Annotated in this window: 18 protein-coding genes; 7 read left to right on the forward strand and 11 right to left on the reverse strand. The window is 56.3% G+C overall.

All coding sequences use genetic code 11. The features are described from left to right. The first annotated feature begins 16 nt into the window (after positions 1-16). Positions 17-1,126, forward strand: a complete 1,110-nt coding sequence (locus KO486_RS10705) for a TauD/TfdA family dioxygenase (protein WP_216037215.1) — start codon at positions 17-19, stop codon at positions 1,124-1,126. A gap of 68 nt (positions 1,127-1,194) precedes the next feature. On the opposite strand, the gene KO486_RS10710 is transcribed toward KO486_RS10705, so the two are convergent. From KO486_RS10710 to KO486_RS10720, 3 genes are read right to left on the reverse strand one after another with little or no spacing between them, the layout of a single operon-like run. After that, positions 1,195-2,625 carry an aldehyde dehydrogenase family protein gene (locus tag KO486_RS10710; protein ID WP_216037216.1) on the reverse strand — a complete coding sequence of 477 codons (1,431 nt, stop codon included), beginning with the start codon at positions 2,623-2,625 and terminating at the stop codon, positions 1,195-1,197. Positions 2,626-2,638: 13 nt separating this feature from the next. Further along, complete coding sequence (locus KO486_RS10715) at positions 2,639-3,847, reverse strand: mandelate racemase/muconate lactonizing enzyme family protein (protein ID WP_216037217.1); 1,209 nt, start codon at positions 3,845-3,847, stop codon at positions 2,639-2,641. Then, positions 3,844-5,484, reverse strand: a complete 1,641-nt coding sequence (locus KO486_RS10720; RefSeq protein WP_252734645.1) for a GMC family oxidoreductase N-terminal domain-containing protein — start codon at positions 5,482-5,484, stop codon at positions 3,844-3,846. Before KO486_RS10720 ends, KO486_RS10715 begins: the two co-directional genes overlap by 4 nt. 140 nt (positions 5,485-5,624) lie before the next feature. Here KO486_RS10720 and KO486_RS10725 point away from each other — a divergent pair, with 140 nt between their 5' ends. Further along, the gene (locus KO486_RS10725; RefSeq protein WP_216037218.1) at positions 5,625-6,500 is read left to right on the forward strand and encodes a LysR substrate-binding domain-containing protein; all 876 of its coding nucleotides are present in this window, start codon (positions 5,625-5,627) and stop codon (positions 6,498-6,500) included. 94 nt (positions 6,501-6,594) lie between these two features. Here the strand turns inward: KO486_RS10725 and KO486_RS10730 are convergent, their stop codons facing one another. Next, positions 6,595-6,909, reverse strand: a complete 315-nt coding sequence (locus tag KO486_RS10730) for a DUF1272 domain-containing protein (RefSeq protein ID WP_216037219.1) — start codon at positions 6,907-6,909, stop codon at positions 6,595-6,597. 61 nt (positions 6,910-6,970) lie between these two features. On the opposite strand from KO486_RS10730, the gene KO486_RS10735 reads away from it, so the two are divergent. Continuing rightward, positions 6,971-7,981, forward strand: a complete 1,011-nt coding sequence (locus tag KO486_RS10735; RefSeq protein ID WP_216037220.1) for a helix-turn-helix domain-containing protein — start codon at positions 6,971-6,973, stop codon at positions 7,979-7,981. 124 nt (positions 7,982-8,105) lie between these two features. On the opposite strand, the gene KO486_RS10740 is transcribed toward KO486_RS10735, so the two are convergent. Then, positions 8,106-8,597 carry an N-acetyltransferase gene (locus tag KO486_RS10740; protein WP_216037221.1) on the reverse strand — a complete coding sequence of 164 codons (492 nt, stop codon included), beginning with the start codon at positions 8,595-8,597 and terminating at the stop codon, positions 8,106-8,108. A gap of 153 nt (positions 8,598-8,750) precedes the next feature. Here KO486_RS10740 and pdhA point away from each other — a divergent pair, with 153 nt between their 5' ends. From pdhA to KO486_RS10755, 3 genes are read left to right on the forward strand one after another with little or no spacing between them, the layout of a single operon-like run. Then, on the forward strand, positions 8,751-9,767 hold the full coding sequence (pdhA, locus tag KO486_RS10745; protein ID WP_216037222.1) for a pyruvate dehydrogenase (acetyl-transferring) E1 component subunit alpha: 1,017 nt from the start codon (positions 8,751-8,753) through the stop codon (positions 9,765-9,767). Further along, on the forward strand, positions 9,767-11,134 hold the full coding sequence (locus tag KO486_RS10750) for a pyruvate dehydrogenase complex E1 component subunit beta (protein WP_216037223.1): 1,368 nt from the start codon (positions 9,767-9,769) through the stop codon (positions 11,132-11,134). Before pdhA ends, KO486_RS10750 begins: the two co-directional genes overlap by 1 nt. Positions 11,135-11,146: 12 nt before the next feature. Beyond that, positions 11,147-12,445, forward strand: coding sequence for a pyruvate dehydrogenase complex dihydrolipoamide acetyltransferase (locus tag KO486_RS10755; RefSeq protein WP_216037224.1), 1,299 nt, complete (start codon positions 11,147-11,149; stop codon positions 12,443-12,445). Between the two features lie 66 nt (positions 12,446-12,511). Here the strand turns inward: KO486_RS10755 and KO486_RS10760 are convergent, their stop codons facing one another. Further along, positions 12,512-13,312, reverse strand: a complete 801-nt coding sequence (locus tag KO486_RS10760; protein WP_216037225.1) for a crotonase/enoyl-CoA hydratase family protein — start codon at positions 13,310-13,312, stop codon at positions 12,512-12,514. Positions 13,313-13,454: 142 nt separating this feature from the next. Between KO486_RS10760 and KO486_RS10765 the strand changes: the two genes are divergently transcribed. Further along, positions 13,455-13,787 (forward strand): carboxymuconolactone decarboxylase family protein, encoded by a 333-nt coding sequence (locus KO486_RS10765; protein WP_216037226.1) that lies wholly within the window; start codon positions 13,455-13,457, stop codon positions 13,785-13,787. A gap of 20 nt (positions 13,788-13,807) precedes the next feature. Here KO486_RS10765 and cysE read toward each other — a convergent pair whose 3' ends face one another. The 5 genes from cysE to KO486_RS10790 form a co-directional block, all read right to left on the reverse strand. After that, complete coding sequence (cysE, locus tag KO486_RS10770; RefSeq protein ID WP_216037227.1) at positions 13,808-14,626, reverse strand: serine O-acetyltransferase; 819 nt, start codon at positions 14,624-14,626, stop codon at positions 13,808-13,810. A gap of 383 nt (positions 14,627-15,009) precedes the next feature. Then, positions 15,010-18,912 (reverse strand): glycoside hydrolase TIM-barrel-like domain-containing protein, encoded by a 3,903-nt coding sequence (locus KO486_RS10775; RefSeq protein ID WP_216037228.1) that lies wholly within the window; start codon positions 18,910-18,912, stop codon positions 15,010-15,012. Between the two features lie 17 nt (positions 18,913-18,929). Next, positions 18,930-19,361, reverse strand: a complete 432-nt coding sequence (locus KO486_RS10780; protein ID WP_216037229.1) for an NlpC/P60 family protein — start codon at positions 19,359-19,361, stop codon at positions 18,930-18,932. Then, entirely contained in the window at positions 19,358-20,248 is an 891-nt protein-coding gene (locus KO486_RS10785) for a DUF2163 domain-containing protein (RefSeq protein ID WP_216037230.1), read from the reverse strand. The genes KO486_RS10780 and KO486_RS10785 overlap by 4 nt, the downstream gene beginning before the upstream one ends. Further along, a complete protein-coding gene (locus KO486_RS10790; protein WP_216037231.1) occupies positions 20,245-20,877 on the reverse strand; it encodes a DUF2460 domain-containing protein in 633 nt (210 codons plus the stop codon). Before KO486_RS10790 ends, KO486_RS10785 begins: the two co-directional genes overlap by 4 nt. Positions 20,878-20,890: the final 13 nt, after the last annotated feature.

Consider the following 20,890-nt stretch of genomic DNA (forward strand, 5'->3'; position numbering starts at 1 on the left):
AGAAAAGACAGTGACCATGACACAGATAGAGTTTGATCTTCAGGAAAGCGGCGCGGTGATCCAGCTTTCTAACGGCCCAAAGTATTTCAACTATTACTGGCTGCGCGATGCGAGCAACTCGAACATCGATCCGCAAACCCGCGAACGGATTTTTGATGTTTCGCAATTGGCCCAAGCCCCCAAAGCGAAATCGCTTGTCCTGCAAGAGGGCGCTGTGATCATTGAGTGGGAAGCGGAAGACACCTCAAGCGAGATCTCCCTCGAGCTTCTTGAAGACATTGCCACCAAGGGCCGCCCCACTGACATCGCGGACCTGCCCCGTCGCGTTTGGTACAGTGACCACCTCGCTCACATCCAGCGTGTGCCGCAGGCTGATGTTATCGATACAGCGGCGGGTCGTGTTGCACTCACACGGGCATTAATCGAAGACGGTATTGCCATTGTCACGGACATGGACCCGTCAGAAGAAAGCCTGCCCAATCTGGTAAAGGCCATCGGCCCTGTCACCCCGTCTGGCGAAGGCCTGTTTTTCAATGTGCGTGTTGAGATCAACCCAACCAATCTGGCGTTCACCGCAGGTCCGTTAGAAATGCACACGGACCTTCCTGGTGAAGAAGCGGCACCCGGCGTTCAGTTTTTGCACTGCATTGAGAACACCGTGGATGGCGGCGCGTCGTTGTTTTTGGATGGGATCGCCGTCGCCATGGCGCTGAAGGACGAAGACCCTGATGCGTTTGACCTGCTCGCGACCCACAAAATTCCGTTCTTTTACCGACATGACACGATTGATTACCAATCCCATCAACAGGTCATCGAAACAGATCAGAACGGCAACGTCACGGGGGTCACGATTTCGCAGCACCTGCAGGATACGATGGACCTCCCGCAAGAGCTGCTGGACACCTATTACCCTGCTTTCATCAAGTTCATCCGCATGATGCAAGACGACCGCTTTGTCATGAAGTTCCGCTCTGAGGCCGGTAATTGCATTGTCTTTGACAATCACCGCATCGTGCATGGCCGCGAAGGCTATGTTGCCGACAGCGGAAGCCGCCATTTGCGCGGCTGTTATACCGACCGCGCCGCGATGCGCAGCACCTACCGGATTGCGTCCAAGTCGATTTAAGAGGTAATATTGTATGTGTGAAAACGGCGCGGTTGATCCCGCGCCGTTTTTGTTTTCGGCTCTGTGATTTACTGTGCGAAGGGTGGGCGCACTTTCACTTCGAGGTAATCCTCAAGACCAAACAAGCCACCTTCGCGCCCGTTGCCAGACTGTTTATACCCCCCAAACGGCGATCCGTAATCCGGCCCACGCCCGTTAATCTGGATCGTCCCCGCACGCAGACGCCGCACAACGCGCGACACGCGCGCTTCGTCGCTGGACTGAACATAGGCCGCCAGACCGTATTCCGTGTCATTGGCCATGGTGATCGCGTCCTCTTCGGTATTAAAAGGCGTAATCACGAGAACGGGGCCAAAGATTTCCTCGCGCGAGATCCGCATGTCGTGGTCAACATCGTAAAAGATCGTGGGCTTTACGTACCAACCGTCTTCAAGACCTTCAGGCTTGCCCAGACCGCCGACCAGCAGCTTGGCCCCTTCATCGATCCCCAGTTGGATCATTGCTTGAACGCGGTCGTATTGGATCTTGTCAAACAGCGGGCCGATATGGTCGCCTGATTGCGCAGGGTCCCCGACCTTTTGTGCCTCACCAGCGGTTTTGGCCAAACCCAGAACCTCGTCGTAACAGCTGCGTTCCACCAAAAGCCGCGTTGGCGCATTGCAGGATTGGCCCGTGTTGTAAAAACAGCCCTCAACGCTTTCGGTGACCCGTTTTGCAAGGTTGGCATCGGCAAACACAAGGTTGGGTGATTTGCCGCCAAGCTCAAGCGTGACACGCTTGATATCGCTCGCCGCGTCGCGTGACACAGCCGTGCCCGCGCGGGTGGATCCGGTGAACGACATCATGTCGATATCAGGGTGCTGCGACATAGCAGAGCCCACCGATAGACCATCGCCCTGCACAAGGTTGAACACACCAGCAGGATATCCGGCAGCATCCACAATTTCAGCATAGATTTGCGCGGAAATTGGGGTGTGCTCTGACGGTTTCAGAACGCAGGTCGCACCCGTAGCAAGTGCAGGAACCACCTTTAGGGCGATCTGGTTGATCGGCCAGTTCCATGGCGTAATGAGGCCGCACACCCCGATAGGTTCGCGGGTGATGATGTCGCCGTTTGGCAAAACCTCTTCCTCTTCCATCGCCTCAAGGGCTCTGATGAAATCCTCAAGGTGACCAAGTCCTGCATCAGCTTGCACCTCAAGCGACATCGTCGCGGGCGCGCCCATCTCGGATGTCATCGCTGCGGCAAGGTCACCCAGACGGGCCTTGGTTTCCACGCGCAGCTTTTCCAACAGCGCGAGGCGCTCTTCTTTGGAAGTCATCGAAAACGTCTCGAACGCTCGTTTGGCGGCAGCCACCGCGCGATCAACGTCTGCGGCGTTGCCCATGCTCAAGGTGCCGATTTGCGACGCGGTTGCGGGGCTCATGATTGGCATTGTTGCATCAGACGCGGGATCAACCCACGCGCCGTCAATGTAGAACTTATTGAGTATCAGCATGAAAAATCCTTTGTCATGTTGTGATAGGAGTTTGCGCCATTTCAAGGTGAAGCGCATCCCCCTCGTATGGCAGTTTTGCGATTGCGTCGTCGTCTAGCTCTAGCCCCAAACCGGGCGCTGTTGACGGTATGATATACCCGTCTTCCCATGTGATCGCGCCTTTGACGGCGGACATATATGGCCCGTCAAATGTGCCGATGCTTTCAAGGATCAGGAAGTTCGGGGTGCAGGTCGCGATTTGAATATTCGCAGCCGCAACAATGGGCCCACAATACAGGTGTGGCGCGATCTGGGCTGACCGTGTTTCCGCTGTTGAGGCGATTTTCTTCGCCTCGAGCAGGCCACCGACACGCCCCAGATTGATTTGCAGGATCGACGCGGCGCTGACCTCAAGCATACGGGCGAATTCGTGCTTGGTGCACAGACGTTCGCCTGCGGCGACGGGGATGGATGTATAGGCCGCCACTTGTGCCATATCGGACGGGTTTTCCGGCGGGATCGGTTCCTCGAACCAAAGTGGATCGAACGGTTCCAACGCGCGCGCCATGCGTTTTGCGCCCGAAACGGTGAATTGGCCGTGGGTTCCAAACAACAGGTCTGCGCGTGTCCCGACGGCCTCACGGATTTCACGACAGAACGCGACGCTAAGCGCAATGTCATCCAACCCGGGCTGGCGACCATCATAGATGGAGAACGGCCCCGCGGGGTCGAATTTCAGTGCGGTGAACCCCTGATCGACCATCCCAAGCGCTACTTCGGCGGCGATGGTGGGATCGTTGTAGGCGTTCGGCGTGTCTGGGTCTGGATAGACATCGCCGCTGGCTGGGTAAATGTAGGAATAACTGCGCAGGCGGTCATGCACACGCCCGCCAAGCAATTCATAAACCGGTTTTTCGGCAGCCTTTCCGACAATATCCCAACAGGCCATTTCCAGACCACTGAACACGCCCATAACGCTGACGTCTGGCCGTTGGGTGAACCCCGCGCCGTAGGATTTTCGAAACAGGGCCTCGATGTGGTGGGGATCGGCCCCCTCAAAATGGCGGGCGAACATATCGCGGGCCATAGCGCAGCAGATATCGGGCCCAAAGGTGGCGTTGTAAATCTCGCCGACGCCAGTGATGCCGCAGGTGGTCGTCACGCGGACAAAGATGAAATACCGTCCACCATGGCGCGGCGGCGGGTTGCCAACCACAAAGGTTTCTAGGCTTGCAAGTTTCACGAGGCATCCTCCAGGATCAGATCAGCGGCACGCATGGCCAGCATCATTGTCGGTGCGTTGGTGTTTCCAGAGGTGATATTCGGAAACGCAGAGGCATCCACGACACGCACACCTGCCACTCCATGGACCCGCAAACGTGCATCCAAGACAGACGTTTGGTCATCACGCCCCATCCGGCAGGTGCATGTCGGATGATAAACGGTCGAGGCACGCTGTTGGAAATCAGCAAGCAAGTCATCGTCGTCCAGCGCCATCAGGTCAGGTGCTTTGGCCTGTGATGTCACAGCCTTAAGGCTATCTGCCGCTGCAAACCGCTGAAGAACCTTGCCCGCCTGAATAGCCGCGCTTTGATCTTCCTCGGTCGAGAGGGAATTGGGCTGGATGCTGGGCGCAACCTGCGGGTCGGACGACGTGATTTCAATACGCCCCCTACTGGTCGGGCGGCAGGGCTGCGCTGAAATCTGGAAACCGGGGGTGCGATCAAGGGCTGCCTTACCCGACGGCGTCACCTCATAGGACGCTGGATTAAAATACACCTGCATGTCCGGTAGGCGATTGTCAGGGTCTGAGCGGACAAACCCGCCCACCTGATTGACCGGCACAGACAGGGGCCCTTTGCGCGTCAGCAGATATTTCGCCCCCATCAACAGCTTGCCCAATGTCCCACCCAACTGCGAATTCAGAGTCGGTTTGGTTGATCCGAATTGATAAGCGATCGCCAAATGGTCCTGCAAACCTTGCCCAACCTGCGCCAAGTCGCGCACCACTGGAATACCGTGAGATTTCAGCAGCGCGGCTGGACCAATGCCAGACAGTTGCAACAGCTTGGGCGAATTGATCGCGCCAGCGCACAAGATGACTTCTTTGCGGGCGGTGATGTGACTGGGTTTTTTCCCTTGAGCGAAGGTCGCGCCCGTGACTTTACCACCCTCAACCGTCAGACGGGTAACATCCGCATTGCGGATGATCCGCAGGTTCGCCCGTCGTTTTGCAGGCCGCAGAAACGCATCCGCCGAAGACCACCTAAAGCCCCTTCTCACTGTGCTGCGGTAATATCCGATGCCGTCGACCCCGTCCGCATTCAAGTCGGGAATAACAGTATGCCCTGCGTCGCGGCTTGCGTCCAAAAAGGTACGTGAGAAAGGCATCATCCGGTCGGACAGATCCGACACCCAGACGGGCCCATTGCCGCGCGTGGTGCGGCCCATCGGGCTAAGCTCGCTATGGGTTTCCAAACGGTCAAACACCGCACGCACGTTGTCCCAGTGCCAGCCCGTGGCCCCCGCCTGCGACCAATCATTAAAATCCTGCGCAAGGCCCCTGATGTAGGTCATCGCGTTTATCGAACTCGACCCACCGATGAGCCGCCCTCTGGGCCAGCTGATCGAACGGGCATTCAACCCTTCGTCTGGTTCGGTGCGATACCCCCAATTCACATCAGGATTGGAGACGTTAACGCCGTAGCCCAAAGGCACCTTGACCCAAAACCGCGCATCACTCCCCCCGCTTTCGAGAAGAGCGACTGTGAACTTACCTCCCTCGGACAGGCGGTTTGCCACAACGCAACCGGCGGATCCCGCACCAACAATGATGTAATCAAATTCGCAGGTATCCAAGGTGTTCGTCCGCCATTCCAAGAGCCACCAAAAGAACCGAGCAGACGCGCCTGCGCAAACAAACAAACTTGCGGCTTAGGCCTAAATTTGATTGCGCATGGGTGATTGATTGGCAATAAAAATGCAGGCAACTGTGCCGCGAGAACGATTGGGACACCGCCATGAGACGCCTTCCGCATGTGACTTGGCTCAGCACCTTTGAGGCCGCTGCGCGCCACGGATCTTTTGCCGCTGCCGCAGATGAACTAAGCCTCACCCCCGCGGCCGTAAGCCAGCATATCAAACTGCTCGAACAAACTCTTGAAATGAAGCTGTTCAAAAGGTTGCCCAAAGGCGTCGAATTAACGGACATCGGGCAAGCCTACGCCCAACCTGTTCGGCAATCATTTGTCGATCTTCAGACCGCAACAGACGGGCTTTTCCAAACTCAGAAACAAACGACGTTGCATGTGCGTGCGTCGATCTCGTTTGGTGTGATCGTGCTTGTTCCCAGATTGCACGAATTCCGCGCCTTGCACCCCGAAATCAACATCGTGGTATCGACCACTGTGTGGTCGAACCGGCTGAATGATGCGACCATCGACGTGGATCTTCGCTATGGCAACGGCGACTGGCCAGAACGCGATATTTGGCAGTTAAGGCGGGGTCACGCGTCTCTGATTTGCAGTCCGCACGTTGCCAGCACTCTGCAAGGGGATCCGAACCAACTTGAGACTGCAGACATTGTTAATATTGTTGGTTCCGAAAACGACTGGCCGCGCATGTTTAGCGAATTGGGGGTGAATAGTGCGGTTCCGTCCGCTTGGATGTCAGTGGAATCCTCGTTGCTCGCGCTCGAAAGTATTGCGGCGGGTCGCGGTATCGCAATTGTGGATACGCTGTTCACTGACAGCTACGTCAAGCGAGGCGATTTGGTTGTTCCCTTTGAACAGGCCGTCCCCACCACCCAGAACTTTTATTTGGTCGCCGATCCAGACCGCAAAACCCGTTCTGCAGTTGCATGCTTTCGCGATTGGATTGACGCGATTGTAAAGTGAAACGGCGAAAAGCGAACATAGGACATGCCGCAGAAAAACAGCGAAACCGCTGTTTATGCTCCGGCGCTTGCTCCGCACTCCAAAGGGGCTCTGATTACCTTTTCTCGGGTGGAACGTTTTTAAGTCGCGAAACGACGGCATCAATCTGCTCACGGCTCCACTTTGTATGATACCTCTGAGTGCCCGCAGGGCGGTTAGACAATCCAAGGTTCGCCTGTCCGCCTTCGGCCCTGACGGGGCGAATAGGGCGCATCGTGAACCCGCCGCCGCATGTCGGGCAGACATTGTGCAGTGTCGTCTCGACACAATCTGAACAATAGGTGCATTCATAACTGCAGATCATGGCTTCTTTTGAGGCCGGTGGTAGATCGCGGTCACACAGCTCGCAATTCGGTTTAACTTCCAACATTTTATATCTCCGTTCCGTTGATACCTTGTTAGCGCGTGCGCTGTTTGGCATAAATGACAACATGCCCACCGATTCAGCCAAATCCCTCAAAACCCCTTTGCCCATGGCGTTCCTTCTTTTCAAAGGCACTAAGCTCTTGGATTTCGCGGGGCCTTTGCAGGTCTTCAATGACGCCAAACTCCCAGATGGAACGCCAGCTTATGATGTACATCTCTTGTCTGATATGGGTGGCTTGTTGAGCACCGATACTGTTTGCCGGATCGAAACCAAAGCGGTCGCGGAATGTCAGGTTGCGAATTGGGATACGGTATTGGTGTCTGGAGGAAACAGCGCCTATGAGGCCATGCAGTCAGACATCTTATGCAGCTACATCAATACGTCAGCCGCCAGTTGCCGCAGGCTTGGATCAATTTGCTTGGGCGCATTCGTCCTTGCCGCTTGTGGCCGTCTATCGGGACGCCGTGCCACAACGCATTGGGACGGCGTCGCCAAACTCAGCGCTGATTATTCTGATATATGCGTCCAAGATGATGCAATCTTTGTTGAAGACAACGGGATTTGGACATCCGCGGGCGTCACAGCCGGGATCGACATGGCGATCGAAATGGTACGACGCGACCTTGGTACCGCCGAGGCTGTTCGTATCGCTAAATCGCTCTTGCTGCCAATGCTTCGTAGCGGCGGTCAACGTCAGTTCAGCAGAGTTTTGGCCGCTCAGACGGCAAGCAGCAGTCACCGTTTCAGTGAACTCGTCGAATTCATCGCCTCAAACTTGAAAGACCACATATCGGTAGCGAAAATGGCAGCCAAAGCTGGCATGAGCGAACGGAACTTCTCGCGCAAATTTGTGGTTGAGATAGGCGTCTCTCCTGCACAGTTCGTCGAAAAACTTCGCGTTGAACACGCAGCAGCTATGTTGCACCAAAATGAAATTTCCCTCGCCACAGTACGGGCTGAAGCAGGCTTTACAAATGATGAAAACATGCGCCGTGCGTTTCAAAGACAACTTAGCGTGTCGCCTTCCGCCTACGCATCACAGTTTGCAGCGCTAGACCTTGAAAGCGCACTCTAATCCGAGCCGTAGCATCGCAGCCTCTGGGCTCAAAGCTGCCGTTCGCTGCGTCGTTCAGGAACGTCAGGCTTTTATTAACGGTCATTCTCTCACCGGATGGTCAAAGCCGTCCGACGTTCGATATCTACTCAAAGAACTTCGGGTGAAACGCCACGTCGCCCGTTGGGACGTCGTCAAACCCAATGATTTGCAGATGCTTTGACGTCTTACCTTTTACGGTTGGCCCCTGTTCCGCGACAAACCCAAGGCGCCCGTAAAACCCCGGGTCCCCCATCAGAACGACGCCGCTGCGCCCATAGGCCGAACCAATCGCGACCGCATGATTAACCAAAGCAGATCCAATGCCCCGCCCCTGCCGATCCGGCCGCACAGAAACAGGGCCAAGGCCAAGGCACTTCTCGTCGCCGATTTTGGCCGGGGACAAGGCCACATGGCCAATCACGGTCTTGCCCTCAACGGCAACCAAGGACAGCACCAGCGCGCCAGCGTCTCGCAGTTTACCCGGAAGCTCAGCTTCGTCGCCATCGGCGTAGGCTTTGCCGTCAAAGGCGGCGCGGGTGACATCCGCAATCGCGGCAACGTCTGCGTCTTTTTCTTGTCTGATATTCCATTTCATCTCTCGATCCTGTCGCTCCTATGCACTGGGCGCAAGGCAGGAAATCACCTGAACCCTGCCCCAAGGTCATTTTGGCGGTCGATTTTTGCGTTCTGGTCCTGTAGGAAATAGTTTAACACTAAACTATATTTTCCACCGCCCGAGGGAGGACCCATGGCCGCTAAGAAAAGTGCAAAGAAACCAAACGTTTCTGCTGAAGAACTGCTCGGATACTACCGAGAGATGCTTCTCATCCGTCGATTCGAAGAAAAAGCCGGCCAACTGTATGGCATGGGTCTCATCGGCGGGTTCTGTCACCTTTATATCGGCCAAGAAGCCGTTGTTGTCGGTCTAGAGGCCGCAACCAAGGAAGGCGACAAACGCATCACATCGTATCGCGACCACGGCCACATGTTGGCATGCGGCATGGATCCCAAAGGGGTTATGGCCGAACTGACGGGCCGCGAAGGTGGGTATTCTGCTGGTAAAGGCGGATCGATGCACATGTTCTCAGCTGAAAAGCACTTTTATGGCGGCCACGGTATTGTTGGCGCTCAGGTCCCTCTCGGTGCGGGCCTCGCGTTCTCGGACAAATACAAAGGCAACGATAACGTCACTTTTGCGTACTTTGGGGATGGCGCTGCCAACCAAGGCCAGATTTACGAAACGTTCAACATGGCCGCCCTTTGGGACTTGCCTGTGATTTTCGTGATCGAAAACAACCAATACGCCATGGGCACAAGTCAAGAACGGTCCACATCCACACCTGATCTTTACACACGCGGCGAAGCCTTCGGCATCAAGGGTGAGCTGGTTGACGGCATGAACGTTCTTGCCGTCAAGGAAGCGTCCGAAAAAGCAGTCGCACATTGCCGCGCTGGCAAAGGTCCTTATGTTTTGGAAGTCAAAACATACCGGTACCGTGGCCACTCAATGTCTGACCCTGCCAAATACCGGACACGGGACGAAGTGCAGAAAATGCGCGAAGAACGTGATCCAATCGAACAGGTCCGCGCCATGTTGCTTACCGGCAAACACGCAAGCGAAGACGATCTCAAGGCGATTGATAAAGACATCAAAGCCGTCGTGAACGAGAGCGCCGAGTTCGCCAAAGAAAGCCCGGAACCCGCCCTGTCTGAACTTTGGACAGACATTTATGCTGACGATACACTGCCGCAGGAGGCATCATAATGGCTACTGAACTTTTGATGCCCGCCCTCTCCCCGACGATGGAAGAAGGCACGCTCGCCAAATGGCTCGTCAAAGAAGGCGACGAAGTGAAATCCGGCGATATCATCGCCGAGATCGAAACAGACAAAGCGACCATGGAATTTGAAGCTGTCGACGAAGGTATCGTTGGCAAGCTTCTGGTTGCCGAAGGCACCGAAGGCGTAAAGGTGAACACACCCATCGCGATTATCGGTGAAGAAGGCGAAGATATGAGCGCGGCCCCAGCGCCAGCGGCTGCCGAAGCCCCTGCTGCGACGGATCAAGTCGCCGCCCCTGCTGTTTCCACGGCAGCCGCTGTCGAATACGCGCCATCCGACACCTCCCCTGACTGGCCTGCCGGTACGGAAATGAAATCGATGACCGTCCGTGAGGCGCTTAACGAAGCCATGACCGAAGAGATGGAGCGCGACGAAAACGTGTTCTTGATGGGTGAAGAAGTCGCCGAATACCAAGGTGCCTATAAGATTTCCCAAGGCATGTTGGACAAGTTCGGCTCCAAGCGCGTGATCGACACGCCAATCACCGAGCACGGCTTTACCGGTATCGCTGTTGGTGCGGCCTTTGGAGGGTTGCGTCCGATTGTCGAGTTCATGACGTTTAACTTTGCCATGCAGGCGATTGACCACATCATCAACTCTGCGGCCAAGACATTGTATATGTCCGGTGGTCAGATGGGCGCACCAATGGTGTTCCGTGGGGCCAACGGCGCTGCGGCTCGTGTTGGGGCTCAGCACTCCCAGTGTTACGCCGCTTGGTATGCACAGGTGCCTGGCCTTAAGGTCGTGATGCCTTACTCTGCAGCCGACGCGAAAGGTCTGATGAAGACCGCCATTCGTGACAACAACCCTGTGATCTTCCTTGAAAACGAAATCCTATATGGTCGCTCGTTCGAAGTGCCTGTGATCGAAGATTTCACCATTCCGTTCGGCAAAGCCCGTGTGGAAGTGGAAGGCAGTGATGTGACGCTCGTATCCTTCGGGATCGGCATGCAATACGCCTTTGAAGCTGCTGAAAAGTTGGCCGAAGAAGGTATCTCTGCGGAAGTGATCAACCTGCGCACATTACGCCCGATTGATTACGCGACGGTCATCGAAAGCGTAAAGAAAACAAACCGTTGCGTGACAATCGAAGAAGGTTGGCCCGTCGGTGCAATCGGCAACCACCTGTCCGCGACCATCATGCAGCAGGCGTTTGACTACCTTGATGCACCGGTCATCAACTGCACAGGCAAAGACGTACCGATGCCTTATGCCGCAAACCTTGAAAAACACGCGCTGATCACGACGCAAGAAGTGATCGATGCTGTGAAACAAGTCACCTACCGTTAAGGAGAACAGACAATGGCTACCGAAATCCTAATGCCCGCGCTGTCCCCCACAATGGAGGAAGGCACGCTGGCGAAATGGCTGGTTAAGGAAGGCGACACCGTTCAGTCGGGCGACCTTTTGGCTGAAATCGAAACCGACAAGGCGACGATGGAATTTGAAGCGGTCGACGAAGGCGTCATGGGCAAAATTCTGGTCCCTGAGGGCACAGAAGGCGTCAAAGTGAACACTGCCATCGCCATCATCGGCGAAGAAGGTGAAGACATGAGCGCTGCTGCACCTGCGGCGGCACCTGCTGCTGCCGCTGCTCCGGCAGTTGAGGCCGCACCAGCGCCTACTGCGGCTGCGGCCCCTGCCCCAGCGGCTCCCGCAGCCAAAGACGGCTCACGCTTGTTTGCAACACCGCTTGCACGTCGTATCGCGGCTGACAAAGGCCTCGACCTTGCGGCGATCAAGGGCTCCGGCCCGCACGGACGCATTATCAAAGCCGACGTCGAAAATGCGACAGCACAACCTGCTGCTGCGGCGGCTCCTGCTGCATCCGCCGCTCCCACTACCGCCAAAGGTGGTGCGTTGGCATCTGGTCCATCCACGGATCAGGTTCTCAAGATGTATGACGGTCGCGACTTCGAAGAGGTTTCTCTCAACGGGATGCGCAAGACTGTTGCTGCCCGCCTGACAGAAGCCAAACAAAGCGTGCCGCACTTCTATCTGCGCAAAGACATCCAACTGGATGCACTGCTGAAGTTCCGCAGCCAGCTGAACAAGACGTTGGAGCCAAAGGGCGTGAAACTGTCGGTCAACGACTTCATCATCAAGGCCTGTGCTTTGGCGTTGCAAGAAGTGCCAGAAGCCAACGCTGTCTGGGCCGGTGATCGTACGCTCAAGTTCTCTGCGTCCGATGTCGCTGTCGCAGTCGCCGTTGAAGGCGGCTTGTTCACCCCAGTCTTGCAAGACGCTGAAATGAAGTCCCTTTCTGCGCTATCCGCACAGATGAAAGACCTCGCTGGGCGTGCGCGTGATGGCAAATTGGCCCCGCATGAATATGTCGGTGGATCCTTCGCGATCTCTAACCTCGGTATGTTCGGAATCGACAACTTCGATGCGATCATTAATCCGCCACATGGCGCGATCTTGGCCGTAGGTGCTGGTGTCAAAAAGCCGGTCGTCGGAGCGGATGGTGAATTGGCGGTCGCAACTGTCATGTCCACTACGCTGTCCGTAGATCACCGTGTGATTGACGGCGCTTTGGGTGCGAACTTGCTCAACGCGATCAAGGCCAACCTTGAAAACCCGATGGGCATGCTGGCCTAAGTCACGTCTGACATTTTAGAAATCAAAAACGCCGAGGGGATCAAACCCTTCGGCGTTTTTTGTAGCTCAGGAATAGTTTGGCGCGCGCTTTTGCATTTGCGCCATAACGGTTTCGATCTGGTTCGGACTGCCCATCAGATCGGCCTGCAACTGAGCCTCAAGCGCGAGCCCTTTGGCCGTGTCCTCCGCCCAAATCGCATCCGCCAAGGTTTTGGCCGAACGAATGGCGTCAGGGCTTTTCTGCGCAAGCTCATCAGCGAAAGCATGAGCCGCAGCAATCGGGTCATCCTCAATACGTGTCACAAGCCCTTCGGCCAAGGCATCGGTCCCTGATAGCACCTGCCCCGTCATGATCAGCGCCTTGGCGCGATCCACCGGCATTAACTTGGGCAGCGACAGTGAAATCCCCATGTCCGGCACTAAGCCCCATTTCGCTTCGAGGATCGACAGGGAGGCATCCGGCGCAGCGATCCTGAAATCCGCCGCCAGCGCAATCTGAAGCCCCGCGCCAAAACAGACACCTTCGATTGCGGCAATGACCGGAACCTCCAAATCCTGCCAGACCTGCGCCGGACGTTGGAAATCATTGGCGGTCTGGCCTTCTGGCAGGTTCAGCATCTGGTCTTTGATCTGATCTAACTGGCCCGCCATTTTCATAAAGACAGACGTGTCCATCCCAGAGCTGAAATTCCCCTCAGCACCAGACAAAACAACGGCCCGCAGCCCCGATTGATGGGCCAGCGATTCACCAGCAGCAACCAAATCGGCTAGCAATTCCAGTGTGACCGCATTCTTTTTGTCTGGTCTATTGATCCGCACCTCAGCCACTGGGCCTTCGGCGTTAGTCACAGTTACAAGGTCGGTCATGTCAGTCCCCTTTGTTGCCGCCATTCCAAAGATGCGAGACGTCAACGTCAACACTGACCTAGCGTCTATTTGATCTATGGCAAAGTGCAGGCCTGTGCGCAGCGTTATGCCGTTGAAAAGATAACTCAAAAGGACATGAGAAATGGACTGGAAAAAGACACTCGCCCACACAGGTAGCATTCTGGGGCCAATGCGTGCCGAGCAAGAAGGCACCGCCAAAGGGTTTCACGCCCTGCACAACGCTGCCCTTGCTGAAGGGGCCGTTTCCACCAAGCACAAAGAACTCATCGCGTTGGCGATCGGTATTTCCAAACAGTGCAACGATTGCATCGGCTTCCACGTCAAAGCAGCGATCCGTGCAGGCGCAAGCCGCGACGAAATCGCCGAGACCGTCAACGTTGTGGTCATGATGAATGGTGGACCAGGCTACATGTATGGGGCGAAAGCCATGGAGGCCTTTGACCAGCTTAGCTAAGCTGGTCTTCTGGTGCGCGCCTAGTTGTTTGCGCCGCAGCCAACCAAAAGCTGATCCATAGACACGGATGGCTGTGCACAACCCGCTTCGCCGACGATTTTGGCAGGGACGCCAGCAACGGTTTTATTGGGTTCAACATCCGCAAGAACAACAGAACCCGCCGCAATCCGGCTGCAGTGGCCGATCTTGATGTTGCCCAAGACGTGGGCCCCAGCACCAATAAGAACGCCGTCGCCAATCTTGGGGTGACGGTCTTCTTCTTCTTTGCCTGTGCCGCCCAGTGTGACTGAGTGCAGCATAGACACATTGTCCCCAACCACAGCGGTTTCCCCGATCACGATCGAATGGGCGTGGTCAATCATCAGACCCTTGCCGATGGTCGCTCCTGGGTGAATATCCACGCCGAAAATCTCGGACACGCGCATCTGCACAAAATAGGCCAGATCCTTGCGGCCTTCTTTCCAAAGGAAGTTCCCCAAGCGAAACGCCTGAACAGCTTGGAAGCCTTTGAAAAACAACAAAGGTTGCAAGAAACGCAGGCACGCAGGATCACGGTCAAAGATCGCCACAATATCCGCACGCGCACTGTCCACGATTTCAGGTTCCGCCGCATAGGCGCGGTCTGCAATCTCGCGTAGCATCTGATCGGACATATCAGGCGAAGACAGTTTCATCGAAATCCGGTACGCAAGCGCGTTTTCCAAAGATGTGTGGTGCAAAACCGATGCGTGAACGAAACCGCCGATCAGCGGTTCATCATGAATCGCTGCTTGTGCTTCGTCGCAAATGCGCTGCCAAACTGGATCGACAGTTGTCAATTTTGGGTTGGTCTGGGCCATAGCGCACCTCTCTTTCAGGTTCGTCCTACCGCATATGGTGCCTGAACTCCAAGAATAATCCCGTGAAGAGATGGATCACTTTTCGTGATTTGATCTTTTGGATACACGGTTTCGCCATGTCTGCAGCGCCTCCAAAACCGAGGCCATAGCCATGCAGTACAGCCTAGAGCACCCCCCTTTGCGCGACCGAGGATACAACGCCGCTTGCGCGAATAATGACCCCGTTCCACCGTTCGGATGCGCCGTTGCGTAGCGTTTCCGCCACAAATCCGCGACATGCGCATCTTCTACAAGTGTTGAGGCAAGATCAGGCCATGCCTCCCGCGGTGCGGCCAAAAGCACGCGGGCTGCAAGGTCTAGATCAGTTAGGCCGACCTGTCGCATCAGGTCGAAAACGTCGTTGTTGCTACGGGACCTTCACCATAGACGTCAGACACCTGAGCGACATCAATGCGAATTTCGCCCGACCCGTCAGATATTTGCATCGCCGAAGTATAGGTCCAGCTTGGATCCGAGACAGAGGCTGCGCGCATCTGAACCCCATCCTTGAACACCCGCACCGCGTAGCGTTCAAATGCTTCGGACAAGGGGACATCTTCACTTTCCCAACTGTCGCCATCTTTTCGCGCGCGACGCACCCACGCCACGTCAACGTCTGCGCCGTTTTCTGCCGTGCGCAGATGCGCCACACGGTATGGCCGCAACCCGTTGCCCGCAAATGTTTCCGTGCGGTATTTATAGCTCGGATCACTCAGCGGCCGCGTCCCCGGACCATACCGGAAGTGCTGCTCCACCCCGCGTGCGGAAGACGCCAGAGAAATCTGTTCGGGCACACTGTTAAGCAAAACGAAAATCGACCCGGCCGGCCATTCATCCGGCGCAATCCCGTCACTGCCCGCTTGCCCGCGCAAACGCATCGTAATCTCATAGGTGTTCTCATCGATGATATTGGCCTCAGCGAATTGGAACACCTCCCAATTATCAGCGGACCCATCACCAATCACTGCAACATTGGCCCCCCCAAGGATTTGATCCGTCGAAACCGACTGCAGATCTCCGCGAATGAGCTGCACCTGCAACGCGGCCCCCCGATCATAAAGACCCGCAGGCGCTTGGCTCATCACTGTTTGCGTGACGCCCATGACCGAAGCCGACGTCACCAGACGATTCAGATCATAACCCGCATCCTGCGTCGCCGAATACAATGCCACCGATCCAGGCCACGGCACACCAGAGGTCGCCACATAAGGCGCAACGGGGTCTTCATCACCGCTCAACAGTGGCAGATCCATCAACATTAGTTCCACCGGAACCGACGGCACAAACGTGCGCAGATTAAACGTACGTTCCGGCACGTCCTGCGGCTCATAAACCGCCGGTTCGATGCGGACGACGTCCAGTGCTTGGCGGTCCGTTTGCTCAGACTGATCTACACGAAACAACCCATCCCCGTGCCCATCCGGCAGGCGGATGACATCCCCCGCTCCGACATGCATCAAGGACGGAGGTAAGGTCAGTCTCGCTGTATCACGGGCAACGCGGGCTTCTGACAACCAACGTTCCGCAATGCGTTGCCCCTCAGCACTAGTCAACACCAGTGACAGCTCCGACGCGCTCGTGGTCAGTCCGCGATCATCGGGGAACACCGCCTCAGAGGTGCGGACTTCGTAATCCGCATCCGATTCAATGAAACCGACGCGAACACGTCCCGCGATTTCGGGCTCCTGCGCGCGGGTCAGTTCAATCGCACCTTCAGCGTCATATTCATAAACCAGCTGGTCTTGGTTGACCTCGGCATCCAAACGCGCACCCCGCGTGCGGAACACCAAGACTCCGTCTCTCTCGATCGCGTCAAACCCATAGGCCGTCATCAACGGCTGCAACGCGGATCGCGCCGTCGTCACATCATCCACACCGTAACCGCGCACAAGCCCATGCAGCGCTGAGACATCAATGTCCGTCACGCCAGCCCGTTCGCAGATTTCTGCAACAACAGAGGACAAAGGACGCGCTGACGATCTGCCATTGATCCAATGCCCACGCGAATAGTTCACATTGTCAGACCACAGGTCACCATTGCCCGGAAAAGCCGGAAATGGGCGCGCATCCCACGCCCAAACGTGTATGCGGTCTGTGTCCACCATGCGCACGCCCGTCACGTCCGACACGGGATTCAAATCAGGATCGTTATAATGCCCGTAAATCGCACGCAGGTATTGCAGCTGGATGTAGTCATCTCGGATACCATTGGAAGCCCGCGGCAACGCAGATTCAGACGATTTTAGGTCAACGAACTTGTTGGGCTCATTGGTCGCTTTATCCACCGCAGCACAGCCCACTTCTGTGAACCAGATCGGTTTACTGCCGGGGACCCACTGCGTTGGAAGGGCTGCACGCACCCCATCAACACGATCATGGTGCGCGTTAAGCCACCAATTGCGCAAATCTTTGTAGCGCCAAATCCAAGGCTCGCCCTCGCCGTCTGTGATCGGCGTGCGAATTTGCGCGGCCATCGCCTCAGGAGAATGGTAATACCAGTCATAGCCCTCACCGCCTTCCACGTTCCCGCTCAGGTAGTCGAGGTTGTAGATCGAACCGTTATCGGCATCCAGATGATCGTCGCCCTCGCGCCAGTCAGACAACGGCATATAGTTATCAATCCCAATGAAATCGATATCGGCACTCGCCCACAGAGGGTCAAGGTGGAACAATTTGTCCGCCGTGCCACTGGGTTGGTAGCCATGGTATTCAGACCAGTCAGACGCATAACCGATCTTCACATCCGGCCCCAGAATGTCGCGCACGTCCCCCGCGAGATCAATCATCGCCTGCACCGCCGGAAACCCGTTCGCACCGCGAATTTGGGTCAGAGAACGCATTTCAGACCCGATGCAGAACCCATCCACATCGCCCGCCAACGCACACAGATGCGCATAGTGGAGGATGAAACGTCGGTAAGACCACTCCGCCGGTCCTGAGTACGCAATGGTCGTCCCTGAGACCGTAAAATCCGTCGCGAGGGCCTGACCAAAGAACGCCGCAACCTCTGCATCCGCTGTTGCAGTCTGATCTGGCGTGCCGTCAACCGTCGGTGCCAACGACGTGGTAATCCGTCCGCGCCACGGCAAAGCAGGCTGACCCTCGCCGCCGGACCAAGGGTTCACCAACGTGTTCCCGTCTTGCTGATCCATCAAGATAAACGGATAGAAGACGGCTCTCTGGCCCCGTTCAGCCATATCAGTAAGTGCCTCAAGCACCGCAGCATCCGCAGGGGTGCCGCCATAAATGGGCCGTCCGTCCTCGCTTTGCACGGTTTCAGCTGCCGCTCGAGCGACACCAGACACGGCCCATGACATTTCTACACCATCTGTTTCAGTCTGTTCGACCTTTGGCTTAATCTCACAATCACCACACCGCAGGTCATCCCCGAACCAAGACACAACCAGTGTCACCGATCCGCAGTTGGGCAACTCTTCTTCCAAAGCCTCCATAGAGACCAAATAGTCCGTCTTGCCCGACGGCGTATTCACGTTGGCAGACTCGCGCACGCCAAACCCTTTGGACAAGGTGACAGCCGTGGTCGCCAAAGAATACTCCCCCGTTCCGGGCACCAAAGCGACGCCCGTAACAAGCTCGTTCATATCATCATGAATTTCGGCGTCCCCAGGCCCGGGGCGCATCACCTCAAAGGAAAACTGAGGAACACGATTGCTAAACTGCCCAAGTTCCAGATCCTCCAGAACCACATAGGCTGTGCCGCGATAGGCAGGCACCAGCCCAGCGCCTTCAACGGCTTCCATCTTTGGGTCCGGCATCTGATCGTTGGAACCCGAATAAACACGCATATTCAGATCATCGCGGGCAATTTCCTCGCCATCCGCCCAGACACGGCCGACGCGTGAAATCTCACCTTCGCACAGCGCGATCGCCAGTGAGATACTGTAACTATAGGTCGTGGTTTTCGGCTTGCTTGCACTGCCCTTGCCACCGCCGGTTGTGACACTCGATTCGACAAATTCAGTCGCCCAGATGACCTGTCCGGCGATACGCATCCGCCCATAGACGTGGTTCATCGCCGTGCCTTCGCTTGCGCCCGTCAGCCGGAAACGGTCCACCCGTCCGGTCTCAACGGCATCTGCACCACCGCCCAAAATCCGCTGGTCTATCGCGCTGCCCAAAGTTGCCCCGGCCGCACGCCCAATCGCGCCCATACCAAGGCCCAAAACCGTGCCGCCTACAGACCCGCCAAGCGCCATTCCTGCCGCCGAAAGTACAATCGTTGCCATGAAAACCAGACCTTATGTTATGGGCGCTCAGGGAATGCGAACCGCGCCACAAGGCGTCGTTCCCAAGGAGAAGTCAGCGCACTTTCACGCACGCCATGCCCCTGATACGCATGAATAAAAGTTGGACACGGGCCGACCTCGGCCTGCATCCCGACATGTTTGGCGACCGATCCCTGCCGCATCCGGAACAACAAAACATCACCAACCGCAGCGTCTGTTTTTGCCTTACGATGCAGGTGTTTCGCAGCGCCGCGCCACAGGACTTCGTCACCTTGCGGTTCAGACCAGTCAGGCGTGTACGGCGGCACAGCCAAAACAGGCGCACCGCTCACCTCGGCCCAGACACCGCGCAACAGACCAAGGCAGTCACACCCCGCCCCGCGTCGCGCCGCTTGATGTACATATGGCGTGCCAATCCAGCCCCGCGCAGCAGAAACAAGATCGCTCATACCAGATCATCACGGCGCAAACTGCCGCCACCATTTTGGCCACTACTGGCGGGTGTGCTTACCAGCCAATCATCACCTGGAATATCGATGAAGCCCTGAAAATTCAGAAGATTGTCGAACTTGGCTCGACAGGTCGCAGCGCGTTTATCACACCCCGCCTCAAGCCGGACCACGTCCCCCACTTCAATCAAAGCCCGAAAGGCTTCCCAAATCTCGATTTCCCGAACAGTGCCAACAAATCGATCGCGTTTGATCACCCCAACAAGACCCTCAGCCGCTCCGCTCAGAACCCGAATACGCCCACGCTCGAACCACGCAGGTTCAAACCCGATCATGTCCTCGAATTTAAACCGCCGATCGTCCTCAAAGGTTTCGACAACGACCTCTGTGAAAAAGCCGTCCGCCTCCAGATCAAACTGGCAGGTCTCATCCCCAAGGATCGCGGAACACGGCGTTTGATACACCCGCCCCTGCGACTGGTTCAGGTTCTCCGTTAGCCCGCGCAATTCAGCATGAAACGCGCCGCCCATACGGCGCAGCTCGCCAATGGTACCGGCAAACCGCAACACGCGCATATCCACATCGGCCCAATTGACCAACCACGCCTTGACCTCGGCGCCGTCAAATCGGCCCGCCTGGATGTCGGCTTCCGTGATCGCAGCATCACTCAGCGCCCCCAAGGCCTCGGAGTTATCAACCGACAGCCCGGTCGCCGCTATGATCGCGCTTGCCGTCATCCCGGCATCGGCTTTGAACTCCATACCTTCGAAACTCAAAGCACAGTCGTGGTCCGTAAATCCGTAGGTCGTGCCATCACGCCGGACCACCACCCAGCACCGCGCAACCGTAGTGACGCCCGTTTCCAAATGCTCCTGAAGCGTACTCATACCCGCACCTCAATGACAGGCACATCAGGGACCTCACCGGCCTGAAACGTCGCCATCGACGTGATGATCGCATCCGCATCAAACCGCGCAGGCACATCAAATTCATAGCCGGCGGTAATCTCGGCCTGCACATCAGGCGGATGATCAAACGTCACAATGCCCGTGTTCAAATCAACACTGTAATCCACACCTTCGGTTTGCGGATCGCCACTGACAGACACTTGCACAGTGCCCGCCACAAGTTTGGTAATCGGGCGCGCATAACTCGCTGTTCCAGACGCGTAATTCTTAACAATCTGGAATTCGGAGATTACCTCGTCGCCCATGCCGATCAACTGATCATCCCCCGTGATCTCACGGCTTGGCTTGGCGGATCGATAATCCGACCAGTCCTTCCAGCGAAACCCGTACATTTGGCCTTGGCGTGCTTCAAAAAACGCCACCAACACCTCGACATCATCCAATGACCGTAACCCCATGCCCGCATCAAAACGACGGCGTGAATGGGCCCACGGCGTGTTGCGTTCCTCAAACCCGTTGGCCAGCGTCACGATCTCTGTGCGCCGCTCCGGCCCACCAAGCGCCCCAAAGCTCAGATCAGTCGGAAACCTTACCTCATGAAAACTCATGTTCTTACTCCCG

The sequence above is a fragment of the Octadecabacter sp. B2R22 genome (assembly GCF_018861045.1).
Classification (GTDB): Bacteria; Pseudomonadota; Alphaproteobacteria; order Rhodobacterales; family Rhodobacteraceae; genus Octadecabacter.

Excerpts from the sequence above, each read along its gene's own strand:
- KO486_RS10740 (WP_216037221.1), bottom strand. The coding sequence starts at position 8,597 with ATGAAATGGAATATCAGACAAGAAAAAGACGCAGACGTTGCCGCGATT.
- KO486_RS10775 (WP_216037228.1), bottom strand. The coding sequence starts at position 18,912 with ATGGCAACGATTGTACTTTCGGCGGCAGGAATGGCGCTTGGCGGGTCT.
- cysE (WP_216037227.1), bottom strand. The coding sequence starts at position 14,626 with ATGGCCCAGACCAACCCAAAATTGACAACTGTCGATCCAGTTTGGCAG.
- KO486_RS10755 (WP_216037224.1), top strand. The coding sequence starts at position 11,147 with ATGGCTACCGAAATCCTAATGCCCGCGCTGTCCCCCACAATGGAGGAA.
- KO486_RS10760 (WP_216037225.1), bottom strand. The coding sequence starts at position 13,312 with ATGACCGACCTTGTAACTGTGACTAACGCCGAAGGCCCAGTGGCTGAG.
- KO486_RS10750 (WP_216037223.1), top strand. The coding sequence starts at position 9,767 with ATGGCTACTGAACTTTTGATGCCCGCCCTCTCCCCGACGATGGAAGAA.
- KO486_RS10765 (WP_216037226.1), top strand. The coding sequence starts at position 13,455 with ATGGACTGGAAAAAGACACTCGCCCACACAGGTAGCATTCTGGGGCCA.
- KO486_RS10780 (WP_216037229.1), bottom strand. The coding sequence starts at position 19,361 with ATGAGCGATCTTGTTTCTGCTGCGCGGGGCTGGATTGGCACGCCATAT.
- pdhA (WP_216037222.1), top strand. The coding sequence starts at position 8,751 with ATGGCCGCTAAGAAAAGTGCAAAGAAACCAAACGTTTCTGCTGAAGAA.
- KO486_RS10735 (WP_216037220.1), top strand. The coding sequence starts at position 6,971 with ATGCCCACCGATTCAGCCAAATCCCTCAAAACCCCTTTGCCCATGGCG.
- KO486_RS10730 (WP_216037219.1), bottom strand. The coding sequence starts at position 6,909 with ATGTTGGAAGTTAAACCGAATTGCGAGCTGTGTGACCGCGATCTACCA.
- KO486_RS10725 (WP_216037218.1), top strand. The coding sequence starts at position 5,625 with ATGAGACGCCTTCCGCATGTGACTTGGCTCAGCACCTTTGAGGCCGCT.
- KO486_RS10710 (WP_216037216.1), bottom strand. The coding sequence starts at position 2,625 with ATGCTGATACTCAATAAGTTCTACATTGACGGCGCGTGGGTTGATCCC.
- KO486_RS10790 (WP_216037231.1), bottom strand. The coding sequence starts at position 20,877 with ATGAGTTTTCATGAGGTAAGGTTTCCGACTGATCTGAGCTTTGGGGCG.
- KO486_RS10785 (WP_216037230.1), bottom strand. The coding sequence starts at position 20,248 with ATGAGTACGCTTCAGGAGCATTTGGAAACGGGCGTCACTACGGTTGCG.
- KO486_RS10705 (WP_216037215.1), top strand. The coding sequence starts at position 17 with ATGACACAGATAGAGTTTGATCTTCAGGAAAGCGGCGCGGTGATCCAG.